The sequence below is a fragment of the Arthrobacter sp. H35-D1 genome, from assembly GCF_030063185.1.
Taxonomy (GTDB): Bacteria; Actinomycetota; Actinomycetes; order Actinomycetales; family Micrococcaceae; genus Specibacter.
In genome coordinates this window covers 19,888-34,597 of sequence record NZ_JASISP010000005.1, presented here as the reverse complement: position 1 = coordinate 34,597, position 14,710 = coordinate 19,888, and the positions used below count along the sequence as shown (strand labels likewise).

Genomic DNA, 14,710 nt, shown 5'->3' with positions numbered 1-14,710 from the left:
TCTTCCGCACCTCCCACCGTGCACTGCCCTTGACGAGCTGCTGGAACTAAAGGACAAATGATGGATTTTCTGCCTACTTTATGGTTCATACTCATTGCCGTGCTGTGGATTGGCTATCTCTTCCTCGAAGGATTCGATCTGGGCGTCGGCATGCTCATGAAGACCTTCGCCCGTGATGAAAAGGAACGCCGCGTCCTGCTCAACACCGTCGGTCCCGTGTGGGACGGCAACGAAGTGTGGCTGCTGACAGCCGCCGGCGCCACCTTTGCCGCCTTCCCATTCTGGTACGCCTCGCTCTTTTCAGCACTGTACATTCCGCTGGTCTTCGTCCTGTTGGGCCTGATCTTCCGCGCCGTGGCGTTTGAGTACCGCGGCAAGGTGCACTCCAACCGTTGGCGGAAGACGTGGGACTGGGCCATTGCGCTGGGCTCCTTCGTGGCAGCCTTCGGCATCGGCGCCATGCTGGCGTTGACCACCACGGGACTGCCGCTGAACGCCAACGGCGACAGGGTCGGCGGACCCTTTGCCTGGTTTACCTGGTACGCCGTGCTGGGCGGCCTTGCCGTGGTCGGCTTTGCGTTGATCCACGCAGCGGCTTTTGTGGCGCTGAAGACCGACGGCGACATCCGCCACCGCGCCCGCCGCCTCGTCGGGCGCTGGATGCCCGTTGGGCTGCTGCCGCTGGCATTGTGGGCCATCACCGTTGCCGTGCAACATGGCAAGTGGTTCAGCTGGATACTCCTTGCCGTCGCCGTTGGAGCAGCTGTGGCCGCCTGGCGGGCGAACCGTGCCGATCGAGAGGGCTTCAGCTTCCTCGGGATGGGCGTGTTCCTGCTGGCCGGTGCCGCCGCCATCTTTAGCGCCGTCTACCCCGTGGTATTGCCCTCAACGCTGGATCCGTTGTGGAACCTGACAGTGGAGAACGCCTCGTCCTCGAGCTACACGCTGGGCCTGATGTCGATCGTGGCCGCAGTGGGTGTTCCGCTCGTGCTCGCCTACCAGGGTTGGACGTACTGGGTCTTCCGCAAGCGCATCACGGTGGCACACCTGCCCGAGCCGTTGGACTTTGGCCCGGCCGTGGCCCCTGAAAAGGCCCTCGCAAGCGAAGGAACGAAGGCGTAGCATGAGCCCCCGCCCCGCACTCCCTGATGTCAAGTCGACTCGAGTTGCCTTGGCAGGCCTGGCCGGATTGGCCGCCGTCAAGGCCGTGGCCCTCGTCCTGCTCATGGGAGCCTTGGCCCATGCCCTCGGCCAGTGGGCGTCCGGGTCCACCCTTGACCCGGTCAAGTTGCTTGTTCAGGGCAGTGTGGGGGCAGGGCTTCTGGGAGCTGCGGTGTGGGGCCAGGCCATCATGGCCCGGCGCGCCGCGCTCGGCGCCAAGGAAGAGTTGCGGGGCAAATTGGTGGCGCACCGCCTCGCCGGCCGTCCCGGCAACAACGGTGGGAGCGGCGGGGCAACTGGAAGTCGCGAAGGCGTGGGGGCGGAGGGCATGTTGGCCAGCCGCGGCCTCGACGGCCTTGACAACTATTTCAGCGCCTATCTGCCGGCCCTTGTCACCTGTGCCGTGCTTCCATTGATGATCGGCCTGCAGATCCTGATTTCCGACTGGGTCAGCGCGCTCATCGTGGTCCTGACAGTGCCGCTCGTTCCGGTGTTTATGATCTTGATCGGTTTCCACACCCAGGAACGGGTGGAAATGGCCGCCCGCGGCTTGGACAGGCTCTCGAACCACCTACTTGAACTGGCTCGGGGCTTGCCCGTCCTGGTGGGCCTGCGCCGCGCATCGGCGCAGCGAAAAGCCCTGTCCGATGTGTGCGAGGCCTACCGCAAGTCCACCATGGCGACCTTGCGCACGGCTTTTCTGTCCTCCATGGCACTGGAGCTGATCAGCACCATCTCGGTGGCGGTGGTGGCGGTGTTCATCGGCGTCAGGCTCGTGGACGGCGGCATGACGCTGGAGGCCGGACTGCTGGCGCTCATGCTGGCACCCGAGTGCTTCAGGCCGCTGCGCGACGTCGGGGCGGCCCACCACGGCAGCGAAGACGGCGTGGAAGCCCTGCGCCGCGTCAACGAAATTCTCGACGCCGAAATTCTCGACGCCGAGCTTCCGCGGTCTGCTGCCGACGCGCCCGTCGTCGAGGTGCTTGCCGCGGACCCACTGGCCGTCGACGTCCCCAACGCCGACCTGCCCAACGCCGACGTGCCGGCTGGGGACGGCAAGGTTGTTTTGCTGGCCAGGGACCTATCGGTGCAGTATCCGGGACGAGGCGTGCCGGCCGTTGACGGATTCTCGGCCACGCTCATGCCCGGTGCGGCACTGGTGCTGGCAACACCCAGCGGCACGGGCAAGTCAAGCATTTTGGCCGCGATTGCAGGGACGCTTCCCGTCGGCGGGGAACACGGCGCCGTGACGGGTGGCCAGTTGTTTGTGCGTTCACGGGAGTCCCTTGTGTATGTCTCCCAACACCCAGCCTTCACGGAGGACACCGTGTTGGCGGAAGTGGAGCTGTACGCCGCCGGACCGCAGCAGCTCAAGACGGACACCGAGACGCTCCTGACGGCCCTTGGCCATGTCAACGCGGCACATTTGGCGCAGCGCACGGTGGTGGACTGCAGCCCCGGTGAACTGCGCCGGGTGGCAGTGGCCCGCGCCTTGGCCCGCATGGCAGTGGATCCCGGCGTGGAGCTGGCGCTTTTTGACGAGCCCACAGCCCACCTCGACCCTGTTTCCGCCGCTGCCGTGCGCCGGGCCCTGGCCAACCAGCACGGCAGCGTGGCCGTTGTGGTGGCCACACACGATCAGGTCCTGGCAACGATGCTGGGTGCCGAGCCACTCCCGGAGCCAACATTCCCTGCGCCGGAACTCGCGGTGCCGGAACTCGCAGTGCCGGAACTCCTCGTGCCAGAGCTTGCTGTGCCAGCGCTCCCTGCAGCCTGGGAGCCGGAACCCGCCGTCCAGCAGAGCGCACAACGGCAGGCCGAAAAGGCCCGTCGCCCGCGCCTGCTGTGGCGCCACTTGCGGCTGCTTCCACTGCGTTCCCCGCGGTTTGCTGCAGGCGTGCTGGTTTCCGCCTTGGCCACTCTCAGTGCCGCGGCGCTGTCGGGAATTTCCGGCTGGCTCATCGTGTGGGCTGCCCAGCAGCCTCCCATTTTGTACCTCTTGACCTTGATTGTGGGTGTGCGGGCGTTCGGGATCGGGCGCTCCGTCCTGCGCTATTGCGATCGTCTGCTGACCCACGACGCCGTGTTCCGTTGGGCCGCCGAACTCCGCCTGAAGCTGTGGGACTCCCTCGGGTCCTCCGTCTTGCACTGGGGCAAGCTGACCCGCTCGGGCGGCGCCCTCGGCACCCTCGTGGCGGATGTGGACGAGCTGCGCGACGCCGTGCCGCGTGCGGTGGTGCCCATCCCTGCCGCCGTCATTTCCTATGGCGCCATCCTGGCGGCCCTTGCCATGCTGGTTCCCGAAGTCACGTGGATCGTCGCGGTGGTGGGCGTGCTTGGCCTGCTGGTGCTGCCGCTGGTGGTTCTGGCCGCGCAGCGGCGCGCCTCGGCGGCTGCTGCCGTGCATCGCATCTGGCTGGCCGGCCGGGTGACAACCCTGTTTGCCGCCGCCGAGCAACTGGGAGCCAACGGTGTGGGTGCCGCCCAGGCAGCCAAGTTCAGCGCAGCGGACGGAACCGTGGCAAAGCCGCTGCGCCGCCTGGCCTGGTCCGACGGACTGGGCCAGGGTGCCGTTTTCTTCGTGACAGGCCTGGCGGCCGTGGCGGTCACCCTGGCCGGCATTGCCGCAGGGACGGATCCGCGCGCCGTAGCTGTGGCCGCCCTGCTCATGCTGGCCCTGTCCGAACCACTGGGCCAATACCTGGAAGCAGTCTCGGCGCTGCCTGCATTGTCGGCCTTGATGGCCAGGACGCTCCCCCTGCTTGCCGCGCCCGCCACGGTCATCGAGCCGGGGGACTCCGTGGCGCGATCCGCCGCGGAGAATCCTGTGTTGGAACTGGCGGTCGAGTCCATCACCGCCCGCTACCCGAACACCGACGAAGCGGTCTTCACAGGTGTCGGCGGTGGCACGCAGCGGGGAAACTGGTGGACCGTCAGCGGGCCCTCGGGTTCGGGGAAGTCCACCCTGCTGGCCGTTCTGCTGGGCTTCCTCCAACCCGAAAGCGGGCGGTACCTGCTCAACGAAAGGCCGGCATCGGCCCAAACCCTCGGCGGCATTGCCTGGTGCCCGCAAGACGCCTACTTGTTTAATTCAACGCTCCGCTCCAATCTGGCCCTGGCCCGGCCCGCAGCATCGCCTCCCACGGACACCGAATTGGAGCAGGCCCTGCACGTGGTGGGTCTTGGCCCGTGGCTGGCGCAGCTGCCTTTGGGGCTTGGCACGCGCGTGGGCCCCGGCGGACATCATCTCTCGGGTGGGCAGCGGACTCGTGTGTCGGTGGCACGCACACTCGTGGCCGGGGCCGACGTCGTGCTTCTTGACGAACCCACCGCCCACCTGGGCGAAGACGAGGCGGGGGAGTTGGTGGCGGACCTGCGTGTCGCCCTTTCCGGTGCGGCCGTGGTCCTGGTGACGCACGACGCCGAACTGGCCGCGGCCGGCGACACCCACCTGGTGCTCGGCGCAGGAACGGGCGGCGCAGGAACGGGCAAGGCAGGCATGGTGCGCCAGGGAGCAGGCGTTTAGGCTGGGGGAATGCCCCCAACGACGAATGGAATCGTGCCCGGTGCCGAAGGACTTGCCTTCCGCCCGCTGGAAGCAACCGACCTTGACCGTTGGCTGGAACTGGTGGTGCGAATCGCAGGGGCCGAGCACACGCACTGGCACGAGACACGCTCGGAATTGGCTGTCTGCTTTGCGGACACGGTCAATCCGGCAGCGGCGAACACCCTGGCCGGCGTGGACGGGTCCGGCGCTGTCCGCGCCTTCGGTCGGGTGTCGAAGAACCGCTCCAGCGACAAGGCCTACATCTTCGGCGGCGTCGACCCGCAATGGCGGCACCGGGGACTGGGAGCGGCCATGCTTGCATGGCAGAAAGGACAGGTCCAGGCGAGGTTCGCCGCCGAGGGCCAACTCTCCCCGCAAGCGCGCAGCTACGCCGAAGAAGGCAATGCGGCTCCCACGTCGCTCCTGGAACAGGCGGGCTACTCCGTGTCTCGGTACTTCGCCGAGATGCGCCGACCATTGGCTGGCGCCCCGGTGGTGGCTGTGCCCGAGGGCATTCGCATCGTGACGTTCGCGCAGGAATTTGCGGAAGACGTGCGGTTGGCGCACAACGAGGCCTTTGCCGACCATTGGGGCTCCGAACCCAGAAGCGTCCAGCAGTGGGAGTTCCTGCTGCGCAACGAGCAGTTTCGGCCGGAGTGGTCTGCCGTGGCGCTCGATGCCGCCACCGGGGAGTTGGCCGGCTACCAGCTGTCCCAGTACGATCCCGAGCGGTTCACCAAGGAGGGCCGGGAGGAAGGCTACACCGAGCTGTTGGGCGTGCGCCGGAGGTGGCGCGGCCGCGGGATTGCCCGCACTTTGCTGGCCGACGCCATGGCCCGGTACAAGGCGGCCGGGATGGATTACGCCTGCCTGGACGTGGACACGGAGAACCCCACCGGTGCGCAGGGCCTGTACGAACGGATGGGCTACCGGCCGCTGCGGCGCACCATCGCCTGGGACAAGAAGCTGGACCCGCCGAGGGCTTGATTTGACCAGGCGTTGATCCGCTCAGGCGTTGATGTCGTGCAAGTGGTGGAAAATGTCGTGCAGGAAGTAGCCGGCCAGGGTCACCACGGTGAATTCAGCACCGTTGCTGCGCAGCCCCCGGCGTTCCCACTGGTCTTCATCGACGGCGGCAAAGGCGGCCGCCGCATCCAAGCCGTTTTGCACCAGCTCACCGGCAACCTCGTCCGGATCAAGGCAGGAGTAGCCGCCGTCGAGGGCTGCCGTGTCCTGGTCCCAGTCGGCGAAGGTGGGGTTCTCGTCCCGGAGCATGAGTTCGAGCCTGCCGATGAACACTTCGAAAACGTCCCTGACATGGGCGCTGTACTCGAGCACCGACCACTTGCCGGGAGTGGACCTTTCCTCGACATTGGCCCCGCGCAGGGCGTTCTGCCATCGCGGCAGGAGCGCCGGAATCATGGTTGCCGCCGTGGCGGGTGTGGCGTCGGAGGCATTGAATCCGCACTCCGGGCACACTCGCTGCAGAACCCAGGTCCAGTCTTTCTCATCGGGAATGATAGCCATGTGGCCAGTCTATGCCGACGCCCCGACGCCCCGCCGCGTTGCCTCGCCACGCCGCATGGAGGTTCGAGACCGTGCCCAGTCATCTCGCAGGCGGCTGGCGGTGTTGGCACGTTCGCCGTGAAGCCACGTGAGAACCTCGGTGGCTCCGCTGCGCGCGGCAGCATCAAGCGGCGTCAATGGTTCCCGGGCGGGGAGCCAGTCAAGCACGGCACCGTGGCGGAGCAGGTACTGTGCTGCGGTGACCTGCCCGCCGTGGCAGGCGGCCCAGAACCCGTCGCTGAGTTGGGCGGATCTGAGCCGATCTGATCTGAGCTGGTCCATGAGCCCGAGCGATGCCGCAGTGAAGAGGTTGACACGTGCGCCGCGGGCGACCAGACGCCGCGCCGTCTTCCACGGTGCGAATTCCACTGTGCGAAGGCGGTCGCGTCATCGAGGGGCGTCCCGCCGGCGATCACGGCTCCCGGCGCGTCGATCCCCGCACCGGCGTCCAAGAGCGCGTCGAGGACCGCGACGTCGCCACTGCTGGCGGCCCAGTGCAATGGCGTCTCGCCGCATGGACCCCGAAACCTGGCGTTGACATCGGCGCCCCCCTGGGCGAGCACGGCAACGGATGCGGCGCCACGGGGAAAGTGGCCGGGCCAGTCCGTGGCCACATGCAGCAGGGTGCCAGACATTCCGCCCGGACTGCGCTTGCCGATCCTTGCGGTGGCCGGGCCCGGCTGTGCGGTCAGAAGCTGGTGGAGCACGTCGACACCTCCCTGCTGCACGGCGCGCACAGCAGCCCGCGCCAAGGGATCGCCAATGCCCCATGTCTTCACAGGCTGCCTCCCGCCGACGCTGCCAGCATGACACGGCGCGGGCCGGACTGCACGTCTGGGTTTCGGCTGCGGGCGCCCGGTTTCATGGACGATTCAGTGGCACCGGGAAATCCAAGTCAGGCAGGTCGTTTGCTGACAGTGCGCCTGCCCTGCGGTCGGCTGATCCCGACCTAGTCCAGCGGGAGTTCAAAGGCCTCCTGGGTGCTGTCGTGCATGGGCTGGGGGTCGCTGGCGGGAGCGGCCGGGGTCTTCGGGGGACTTGCAGTTGCCGGCGGGACGGCAGCTGCATCGGAGTTGGAGGCCTGGCCGGGTCCGGTCAGGCTGGGCCCGATCAAGTCGATGGCCGCACTGAGCGCCACGCCCGAGCCGTCGCGGTGGCCGTGTTCAACCGGCAGCGCCCGTGCCACCCCTGACAGGGTGGACGCCTTGGCCGGACCATGCCCGGCCCAGGACGCCAGCAGCCGGTCTTCGCCCTTGAGGAAACGGTGCACCCGCACCCCTGCAGTGGCGCGGCCCTTGGCCGGGTAGTCGGAAAATGCCGTCACCTTGGCGGAGCCCGACGGCGTGCCCGGCAGGGCTTCCTGTCCGCCTGCCACCGTGACCACCACTGCTTCAGGATCGGCGGGGGAGACGATTCCAAAGGACAACACGGCGTCTCCGGGGGTGAGCTTGATGCCGGCCATGCCTCCTGCAGTGCGCCCCTGCGGACGAACCGTGGCGGCACTGTAGCGAAGCAGCCGGGCGCCGAGGGTGACAAACACCAGTTCGTCGTCGTCCCCGGCAACGCCGGCGCCCACCACAAAGTCCTTGGGCTTGAGGGAGATGTACTCCCAGTCGTCGCGGTTCAGCGGATAGTCGGGGCTGACGCGCTTGACCACGCCGGAGGCCGTGCCCACGGCAAAGATGCTGTTCAACGGCACGAAGCCGACAAGGGTTTCGCCCTTGGTCAGCGTGATGAAGTCCTTGGCTGCCACGCCGCCGGACAGGTTGGGCAGGGAGTTGGTGGGCGGCAGCACGGGCATGTCCACCACTTGCAAGCGGAGCATGCGCCCCAGCGAGGTCAGTGCGCCAATTTCCGATCGGGCGGTGGATTTCAGCACGGAAGAGAAAACGTCGTGCTTGCTGCGGCCCCCGGAATCCGCGAGTGGATCGGCGGTGCTTGTCCGGGCGATCTGCCCGGTGGCGCTCAGCAGCACCCAGCAGGGATCGTCGGCAATCTCAAGTGCCAGTGGGTTTGCCTTGGCGGCCTTGCCGTTTGCGCCGGCAGCCAACGCCTTGGCCACGGACGGGGCCATGGCCTCGGATTCAAGCAGCACCGTGCGCCTCGGCGTGGCGTATTTGCTGGCAACCTCGCCCATTTCGTCCGAGACCAGCTGGTGCAGCAGCTCCTTGGAATCCAAAATGGCTTGCAAGGCTTCGATTTCGCGGCGCAGCTGTTCGCGCTCTGCTTCCAGCTCCACCATGGAGAATCGGGTGAGCTGGCGCAGGCGCAAGGCCAGGATGTAGTCCGCCTGGACCTCGGAGAGGTCGTAGATGGCCATCAGGCGTTCGCGTGCGGCCGCCACCTGGTCCGAGGAACGGATGATCTGGATGACCTCGTCAATGTCCAGGATGGCGATGAGCAGGCCCTCCACCAGATGCAGGCGGTCAAGTTTCTTGGCCAGGCGGAAGGTGGTGCGGCGACGCACCACGTCAATGCGGTGGGCCACAAACACCTGCAACAGCGGAAGCAGTCCCAGGGTTTGCGGCTGGCCTTCGACGAGGCAGACGTTGTTGATGCCAAAGGATTCTTCCAGCGGCGTGTAGCGGTACAGCTGCTCCATGACGGCGGCCGGGTTGAAGCCGTTCTTGATCTCCAGGACCAGCCGCAGCCCGTGCTTGCGGTCGGACAGGTCGATGAAGTCGGCGATGCCCACCAACTTCTTGTTGTTGACGGCATCCTTGACCTTTTCCTTGACCTTTTCCGGGCCCACCAAATACGGCAGCTCGGTGACCACAAGGCCCACCCGCCGCGCGGAAATCTGCTCAACAGCCATCTTGGCCCGGGTCTTGAAGGAACCGCGGCCCGTGGCGTAGGCGTCCCGGATCCCCTGCAGGCCCACAATGCGCCCGCCCGAGGGCAGGTCGGGCCCGGGCACATACGCCATGATGTCCTCGAGCGTGGCTTCGGGATTGGCGATCAGGTGTTGCGCGGCGGCAACAACCTCGCCAAGGTTGTGGGGGGCCATGTTGGTGGCCATGCCTACGGCAATCCCGCTGGCACCGTTGACCAGGAGGTTCGGGTAGGCGGCGGGCAGCACCGAAGGCTGCGTCCACTCGTTGTCGTAGGTGGGGATGAAGTCCACCACGTTCTCATCCAGGTTCCCCGTCAGCTCCAGGGCGGGGGCGGCTAGACGCGCCTCCGTGTAGCGGGGGGCTGCGGGGCCGTCGTCGAGCGAACCGAAGTTGCCGTGCCCGTCGATGAGCGGCAGGCGCAGGGAATGGTCCTGCGCCATGCGCACCATGGTGTCGTAAATGGCCGTGTCCCCGTGCGGGTGCAGCTTGCCCATGACCTCGCCCACCACGCGGGCGCTCTTGACATGGCCCTTCTCGGGACGGAGCCCCATGTCGGTCATCATGTACAAGATGCGCCGCTGCACAGGCTTGAGCCCGTCGCGGGCATCGGGCAGCGCCCGGGAGTAAATCACCGAATAGGCGTACTCCAGGAAGGAGCCTTCCATTTCACTTGAAACATCAACATCAACAATGTTTTCGGTGAAATCCTTGGGGAAGGTGCCGTCTGCGGGAAGTTGGCGCTTGGCCATGGTTGCGGTGGTTCCTTTTCTGCCTGGGAGTGTTGCGTCTCTGGCATGCATGCACAAAGCAAGATCATGTCGGTACAGTGATTCTATGGTGAAGCAAGAGCTCGCGCCCGAATATCCGGCCCATTGGGAAGCCGATGTTGTTCTCCGTGACGGCAGCACGGGCCATTTGCGGCCCATGACGGCAGCCGATGCGGACGCCGTGCAGGCATTTCACATGGCGCAGTCGCAAAATTCCATCTATCTGCGCTTCTTTACGTACAAATCCAAGCTCACGGCCAAGGAGCTGCGCCGATTTACCGAGCTTGACTACCACGACCGTGTGGCATTTGTCATAACGCGCGGTGAAGGCATTATTGGCATTGGGCGCTATGACAGGCTCGATGACCCCTCGGACGCCGAAGTGGCGTTCAATGTTTCCGACGCCCACCAGGGCCGGGGCGTCGGTTCGATTCTGCTCGAACACTTGGCGGTGGCGGCGCGGGAGAACGGGATCAGCAAGTTCTCGGCCGAGGTCCTGCCGGAGAATCGGAAGATGATGCAGGTTTTCTCCGATGCCGGTTATGAGGTGCAACGGCACTTTGACGACGGCGTGGTGTCGCTCCGTTTTGACATCGACCCCACGGAAAAGTCCCGCGCCGTCATGGAATCCCGGGAGCACAGAGCCGAGGCCCTCAGCCTGGCCGGGTTCCTGGCACCGGCCTCCGTGGCCGTGATCGGTGCCAGCCGGGCGTGGGGGAGCGTGGGCCAGCAGCTCCTTGAGCACGTGGTCGAGGGCAAATTCACCGGTGCCGTCCACGCCGTCAACCAGAATGCCCTGGAGGTCTCCGGCATGATGCCATACGCCAGCATTGGCGAGGTTCCGGGGCCTGTGGACCTGGCCGTCATCGCCGTGCCGTACGGCCAGGTCCCGGCCGTGGTGGAGCAGTGCGGCAGGGCCGGGGTGAAGGGCCTTGTCGTCGCCACGGCGGGTTTTGCGGACGACGGCGAACGCGGCCTTGCGCGGCAGCGTGCACTGGTGCGCCAAGCCAGGGCAAACGGCATGCGGGTGGTGGGTCCCGCTTCGCTGGGCGTGGCCAACACCGACCCTGCCGTGTTGCTGAACGCCTCGATGGCGCCTGCCCTGCCGGTGAGAGGCGGACTGGGGATCTTCAGCCAGTCCGCGGCGTTGGGGGTTTCCTTGTTTGCCTCCTTGAGCCGGCGCGATGTGGGCATGTCCACCGTGCTCTCGGCGGGCAACCGGGCAGACGTCTCAGGCAATGACATGATGCAGTTTTGGGAGGACGACCCCAACACGAGTGCGTGCGGGCTGTACCTTGAATCGATTGGCAACCCGCGCAAGTTCTCCCGCATTTCCCGGCGCCTGTCCCGAAGCAAGCCCGTCATCGTTGCCAAGTCGGACTCCATGGGGCTGCGGCTGCCGCCGGGCCACGGCGTCCGCACCACCCAGGCCCCGGCCGGTGCGCTGGATGCCATGCTGCGCCAGTCCGGCGTCGTGCGGGTGAATACCATCGAGGAACTCTCCGACGTGGCCCAGATCGTGGTGGGGCAGCCGCTGCCCAAGGGGTCCGGCCTTGCCATTGTGGCCAACTCCGGCGCGCTCGGCACGGTGGTGGCCGATGCCACCGAACAGCATGGGCTCAAGGTGGCAGCCGTCGAGTCGAACCTGGTCCTGGACACGGGCCAGTCGAAGGCATTGCCGCTGCTCAAGCGCGCCGTGCTTGAGGTGCTGGGTCGCGAGGGTGTGGACTCGGCGATCGTGACGCTGCTTCCGGTGGTGGGGCTGACGGTGGACGTGATTGCCGCAACGCTGCAGCAGTGCTCGGCGGAGTCGGGGAAGCCCGTCATCGCCGTTTTTACGGGCACTATCAACAAGGACATTCACATCAACCGGCAAATGGCCGGGACGCTGCCGGCGTTCTCCAGCCCGGGCGCTGCCATTGCCGCACTGGCGGCCGTGACCCGCTACTCGCAATGGCTGACGCTTGAAAAACCCGTTTTTGACGTTCCGCAGGGTGTCGACACGCGCGGTGCCGAAGCCTTGCTGGACGGCTGGCTGGCCGAGGTGGAGGGGGCTGAACTTCTCACGCTGGATGCGGGGCAGGCTGGGGAACTTTTGGGCCGTTACGGCATTGACGTGCTGGAGTCGGCGCCCTTTGCCAGCGACGACCAGGCCGTGGCCGAGGCCGAGCGGCTGGGCTGGCCCGTTGCAATCAAGACCATTGATCCCTCGCTGCGCCACAGGATGGATTTGGGCGGTGTGCGGATCAACATTGAAAATGCGGAGTCGCTGCGGCGCAACATTGTCCGGATGCGCAGGTTCCTGAAACCGTACGGGGACAAGGAGCTGGAAGTGCAGGCCATGGCCGAAGTGGGCCAGTCGTGCACTTTGCGGGCCATCGAGGACCCCTCGCTGGGGCCGGTGGTGTCTTTCGGGCTGACAGGGGACGCGGTGAACCTGCTGGACGACTGGGCGCACAGGGTGCCGCCGCTGTCGGTGGCCGACACGGCCGAGCTCATTCGCTCGCCGCGGGCTGCCGTGAAGCTCTTTGGCTACGAAGGATTGCCATCCGGCAATATCAAGGCGCTGGAGGACCTGGTGGCCCGGGTGGCCATGCTCAAGGACGAACACCCCGACGTTGCCTTCATCGAGTTCAAGCCGATTTTGGTTGGCCCCACGGCCGTCACCGTCCTCGCAGTCGATGTGCGCATTGGCAACTCCGCCCAGCGGACCGACAGCGCGAGACGAGCCATGATTTTCTAGGGCAGCGGGGCAATTCCATGAAAGCGGGGCAACAGGGCTGGCCGGGGGAGGCGCCCAGTTCGCAACGTCGCCGCCAAAATGCGAAAATGGGACAATGAACAGCTTCGGCGCCGGTGCCCCGGCCAATACCAAGGGCCGCGATTTGGAAACCGCACTCCAGCGGTCAGGATTTTACCCTCGGCTGGTTGCCGACGTGGTCAACGATGCCCTTGACGGCCAGGAAAGCCTTGCGCACCTGATCCACTTGGAAACCCACTTTGACCGCACTGAAGTGCACAGACACATCACAGTGCTTGTGCTGACCACTGACATGCTTGTCATCACCCATGTGGACGACCACCAACTCGATGATTCGGGGGAGCAGATCGTGGCCCAGGTGTCCACCGAGTCCGTCCCCGTCACCCAGATCAACTCGGTGGTGCTCAGCTACATCTACTCCCAGCCGCAGGACTACAAGCCCTCGGACCCGGCGCGCGAGCTCACCCTTGCCATCGCGTGGTCCGGTGGACAGCGGGTGGAGATGGCCCCGGCGTCGTGCGGGGACCCCGCCTGCGACGCCGACCACGGTTACTCGGGTTCGATCGCCCAAGAGGACATTGCGCTGCGCATCAGCGCCGAGGCGGAGGGGCTGCAGGCGGTGGCCGACGCCAAGGCTTTTGCCCGTGCCCTGCGCGCCGTCAACACCGGTACCGGTGCCCCCGCCCACATGGCGCTGGGGACCACCAGGTTCCCCGCCTTTGGTGCGCGCTTGGGCCGCTCCCATTACCGCCGCTGACGCCGCGGACGGGACTGACACTGTGGACAGGACCGACACTGTGAGCAAATATGACGCAGTGGGCGGTGCCTCGGCCACGGGTGTCGCGCTCTCGGCCGGCCAGCCCGCGTTGCCCGCAGCGCCCGCCTACGGCAAGGCCAGCATTGGCGATGTACTTAGCAGTGCCGCGGCGGTGCTGGGCGATGATTCCTTTGAAAATGTGCTGAACCTGCCGGCAGCCCCGCGGATCTGCGTGGTGCTTGCCGACGGCTTGGGCAAGGCCCTGCTGAAGCAGCGTTCTGCCCACGCACCGTTTTTGCGCGGCGTCATGGCGCAGGACAACGATGGCGGGCACCCCCGGACCTTGCAGGCTGCGTTTCCCAGCACGACGGTGACGTCGCTGACCTCCCTGGGCACAGGTGCCGTTCCCGGGCGGCACGGCATGGTGGGTTACGACGTGCTCGACCCGCGCCAGGACCGCGTCGTGAACTTGCTGGGCAACTGGGACGCCGGCGTCGATCCGTTGCAATGGCAGCCTTGTGCCACCGTCTTTGAAAAGTTGTCCGCCTCGGTGCCCTGCACCACGGTGAGCCTGCCGCGCTTTGCCGATTCGCCCATGACCCGGGCAGCGCTGCGAGGCAGCGAGTTCCGCGGCGCCACCTCAACGCACGCCCGGGTGGAAGAGGCGGCTGCTGCTTTGGCCGCGTCACCTCGGGGACTTGTGTACTTGTACTGGAGCGAGCTGGACAAGGCGGGCCACGCCCACGGTGCGGATTCCGCGCAGTGGGAGCATCAGCTGGAAGAGCTCGACGCCGGCATGAAGCGTCTTGCTGCCACCGCACCGGCGGATGCCCTGATCCTTTTGACGGCCGACCACGGCATGGTGGATGTGCCCCGTTCAGCCAGGATCGACTACTCGGTGTTCCCTGAACTTGTGGCAGGAGTCCGCCACACGGCAGGGGAGCCGCGCATGGTGCACCTGTACCTGGAGCCGGGAACCACGGAGGAAGCACGCGGGGAACTCATGGCAGCCTGGCTTGAGCGTTTCGGCAAGAAAGCCTGGGTCCTGACACGGGAACAGGCTGTGGCGGCAGGCTATTTTGGCGAGGTTGCCCACACCGTCAGTGCCCGCATCGGCGACGTCCTGATCCTGGCCAGGGAGTCCATCGCGTTTTATGATCTGCGCAGGGTGCGTGCCCAAGCCATGGAGGTGGTGGGCCAGCATGGTTCCATCACCAAGGCCGAGCGCGAGGTGCCGTTGTTGCGCATCCCCGTGACACCGAAGAAGGCAGGAGCCCCAAGAAAGGGCGCCAAACGCCGCTAGCGGCCCTGCCCACG

General features: G+C 66.3%; 9 protein-coding genes and 1 pseudogene. 6 read left to right on the top strand and 4 right to left on the bottom strand.

Annotated features, from left to right (window positions below):
* Positions 1 to 60: 60 nt before the first annotated feature.
* From cydB to QMG25_RS08035, 3 genes are read left to right on the top strand one after another with little or no spacing between them, the layout of a single operon-like run.
* Positions 61 to 1,122, top strand: coding sequence for a cytochrome d ubiquinol oxidase subunit II (gene cydB, locus QMG25_RS08045; protein WP_283459340.1), 1,062 nt, complete (start codon positions 61 to 63; stop codon positions 1,120 to 1,122).
* A 1-nt stretch (position 1,123) separates the two neighbouring features.
* On the top strand, positions 1,124 to 4,687 hold the full coding sequence (gene cydC / locus QMG25_RS08040) for a thiol reductant ABC exporter subunit CydC (protein ID WP_283459068.1): 3,564 nt from the start codon (positions 1,124 to 1,126) through the stop codon (positions 4,685 to 4,687).
* A 9-nt stretch (positions 4,688 to 4,696) separates the two neighbouring features.
* Positions 4,697 to 5,695 carry a GNAT family N-acetyltransferase gene (locus tag QMG25_RS08035; protein WP_283459066.1) on the top strand — a complete coding sequence of 333 codons (999 nt, stop codon included), beginning with the start codon at positions 4,697 to 4,699 and terminating at the stop codon, positions 5,693 to 5,695.
* Between the two features lie 21 nt (positions 5,696 to 5,716).
* On the opposite strand, the gene QMG25_RS08030 is transcribed toward QMG25_RS08035, so the two are convergent.
* The 4 genes and pseudogenes from QMG25_RS08030 to QMG25_RS08015 all read right to left on the bottom strand — a co-directional run bounded on the left by QMG25_RS08030 (position 5,717) and on the right by QMG25_RS08015 (position 9,857).
* Entirely contained in the window at positions 5,717 to 6,235 is a 519-nt protein-coding gene (locus QMG25_RS08030; RefSeq protein WP_283459064.1) for a DinB family protein, read from the bottom strand.
* 9 nt (positions 6,236 to 6,244) lie between these two features.
* A complete protein-coding gene (locus tag QMG25_RS08025) occupies positions 6,245 to 6,643 on the bottom strand; it encodes an ankyrin repeat domain-containing protein (protein WP_283459062.1) in 399 nt (132 codons plus the stop codon).
* A 95-nt stretch (positions 6,644 to 6,738) separates the two neighbouring features.
* Positions 6,739 to 6,981 (bottom strand): annotated as a pseudogene (locus tag QMG25_RS20515) (hypothetical protein); the annotation flags it as partial.
* A gap of 242 nt (positions 6,982 to 7,223) precedes the next feature.
* The gene (locus tag QMG25_RS08015) at positions 7,224 to 9,857 is read right to left on the bottom strand and encodes a DNA gyrase/topoisomerase IV subunit A (protein WP_283459058.1); all 2,634 of its coding nucleotides are present in this window, start codon (positions 9,855 to 9,857) and stop codon (positions 7,224 to 7,226) included.
* Between the two features lie 85 nt (positions 9,858 to 9,942).
* Between QMG25_RS08015 and QMG25_RS08010 the strand changes: the two genes are divergently transcribed.
* The 3 genes from QMG25_RS08010 to QMG25_RS08000 all read left to right on the top strand — a co-directional run bounded on the left by QMG25_RS08010 (position 9,943) and on the right by QMG25_RS08000 (position 14,696).
* Positions 9,943 to 12,618 carry a bifunctional acetate--CoA ligase family protein/GNAT family N-acetyltransferase gene (locus QMG25_RS08010; protein WP_283459056.1) on the top strand — a complete coding sequence of 892 codons (2,676 nt, stop codon included), beginning with the start codon at positions 9,943 to 9,945 and terminating at the stop codon, positions 12,616 to 12,618.
* 94 nt (positions 12,619 to 12,712) lie between these two features.
* Positions 12,713 to 13,393: a DUF5998 family protein gene (locus QMG25_RS08005; protein WP_283459054.1), complete on the top strand. Its 681-nt coding sequence runs from the start codon at positions 12,713 to 12,715 to the stop codon at positions 13,391 to 13,393.
* A gap of 40 nt (positions 13,394 to 13,433) precedes the next feature.
* Positions 13,434 to 14,696 carry an alkaline phosphatase family protein gene (locus QMG25_RS08000; protein ID WP_283459052.1) on the top strand — a complete coding sequence of 421 codons (1,263 nt, stop codon included), beginning with the start codon at positions 13,434 to 13,436 and terminating at the stop codon, positions 14,694 to 14,696.
* Positions 14,697 to 14,710: the final 14 nt, after the last annotated feature.

What these genes read in the sequence shown, in the direction of transcription:
- cydB (WP_283459340.1), top strand. Translation starts at nt 61, where the DNA reads ATGGATTTTCTGCCTACTTTATGGTTCATACTCATTGCCGTGCTGTGG.
- cydC (WP_283459068.1), top strand. Translation starts at nt 1,124, where the DNA reads ATGAGCCCCCGCCCCGCACTCCCTGATGTCAAGTCGACTCGAGTTGCC.
- QMG25_RS08035 (WP_283459066.1), top strand. Translation starts at nt 4,697, where the DNA reads ATGCCCCCAACGACGAATGGAATCGTGCCCGGTGCCGAAGGACTTGCC.
- QMG25_RS08030 (WP_283459064.1), bottom strand. Translation starts at nt 6,235, where the DNA reads ATGGCTATCATTCCCGATGAGAAAGACTGGACCTGGGTTCTGCAGCGA.
- QMG25_RS08015 (WP_283459058.1), bottom strand. Translation starts at nt 9,857, where the DNA reads ATGGCCAAGCGCCAACTTCCCGCAGACGGCACCTTCCCCAAGGATTTC.
- QMG25_RS08010 (WP_283459056.1), top strand. Translation starts at nt 9,943, where the DNA reads ATGGTGAAGCAAGAGCTCGCGCCCGAATATCCGGCCCATTGGGAAGCC.
- QMG25_RS08005 (WP_283459054.1), top strand. Translation starts at nt 12,713, where the DNA reads ATGAACAGCTTCGGCGCCGGTGCCCCGGCCAATACCAAGGGCCGCGAT.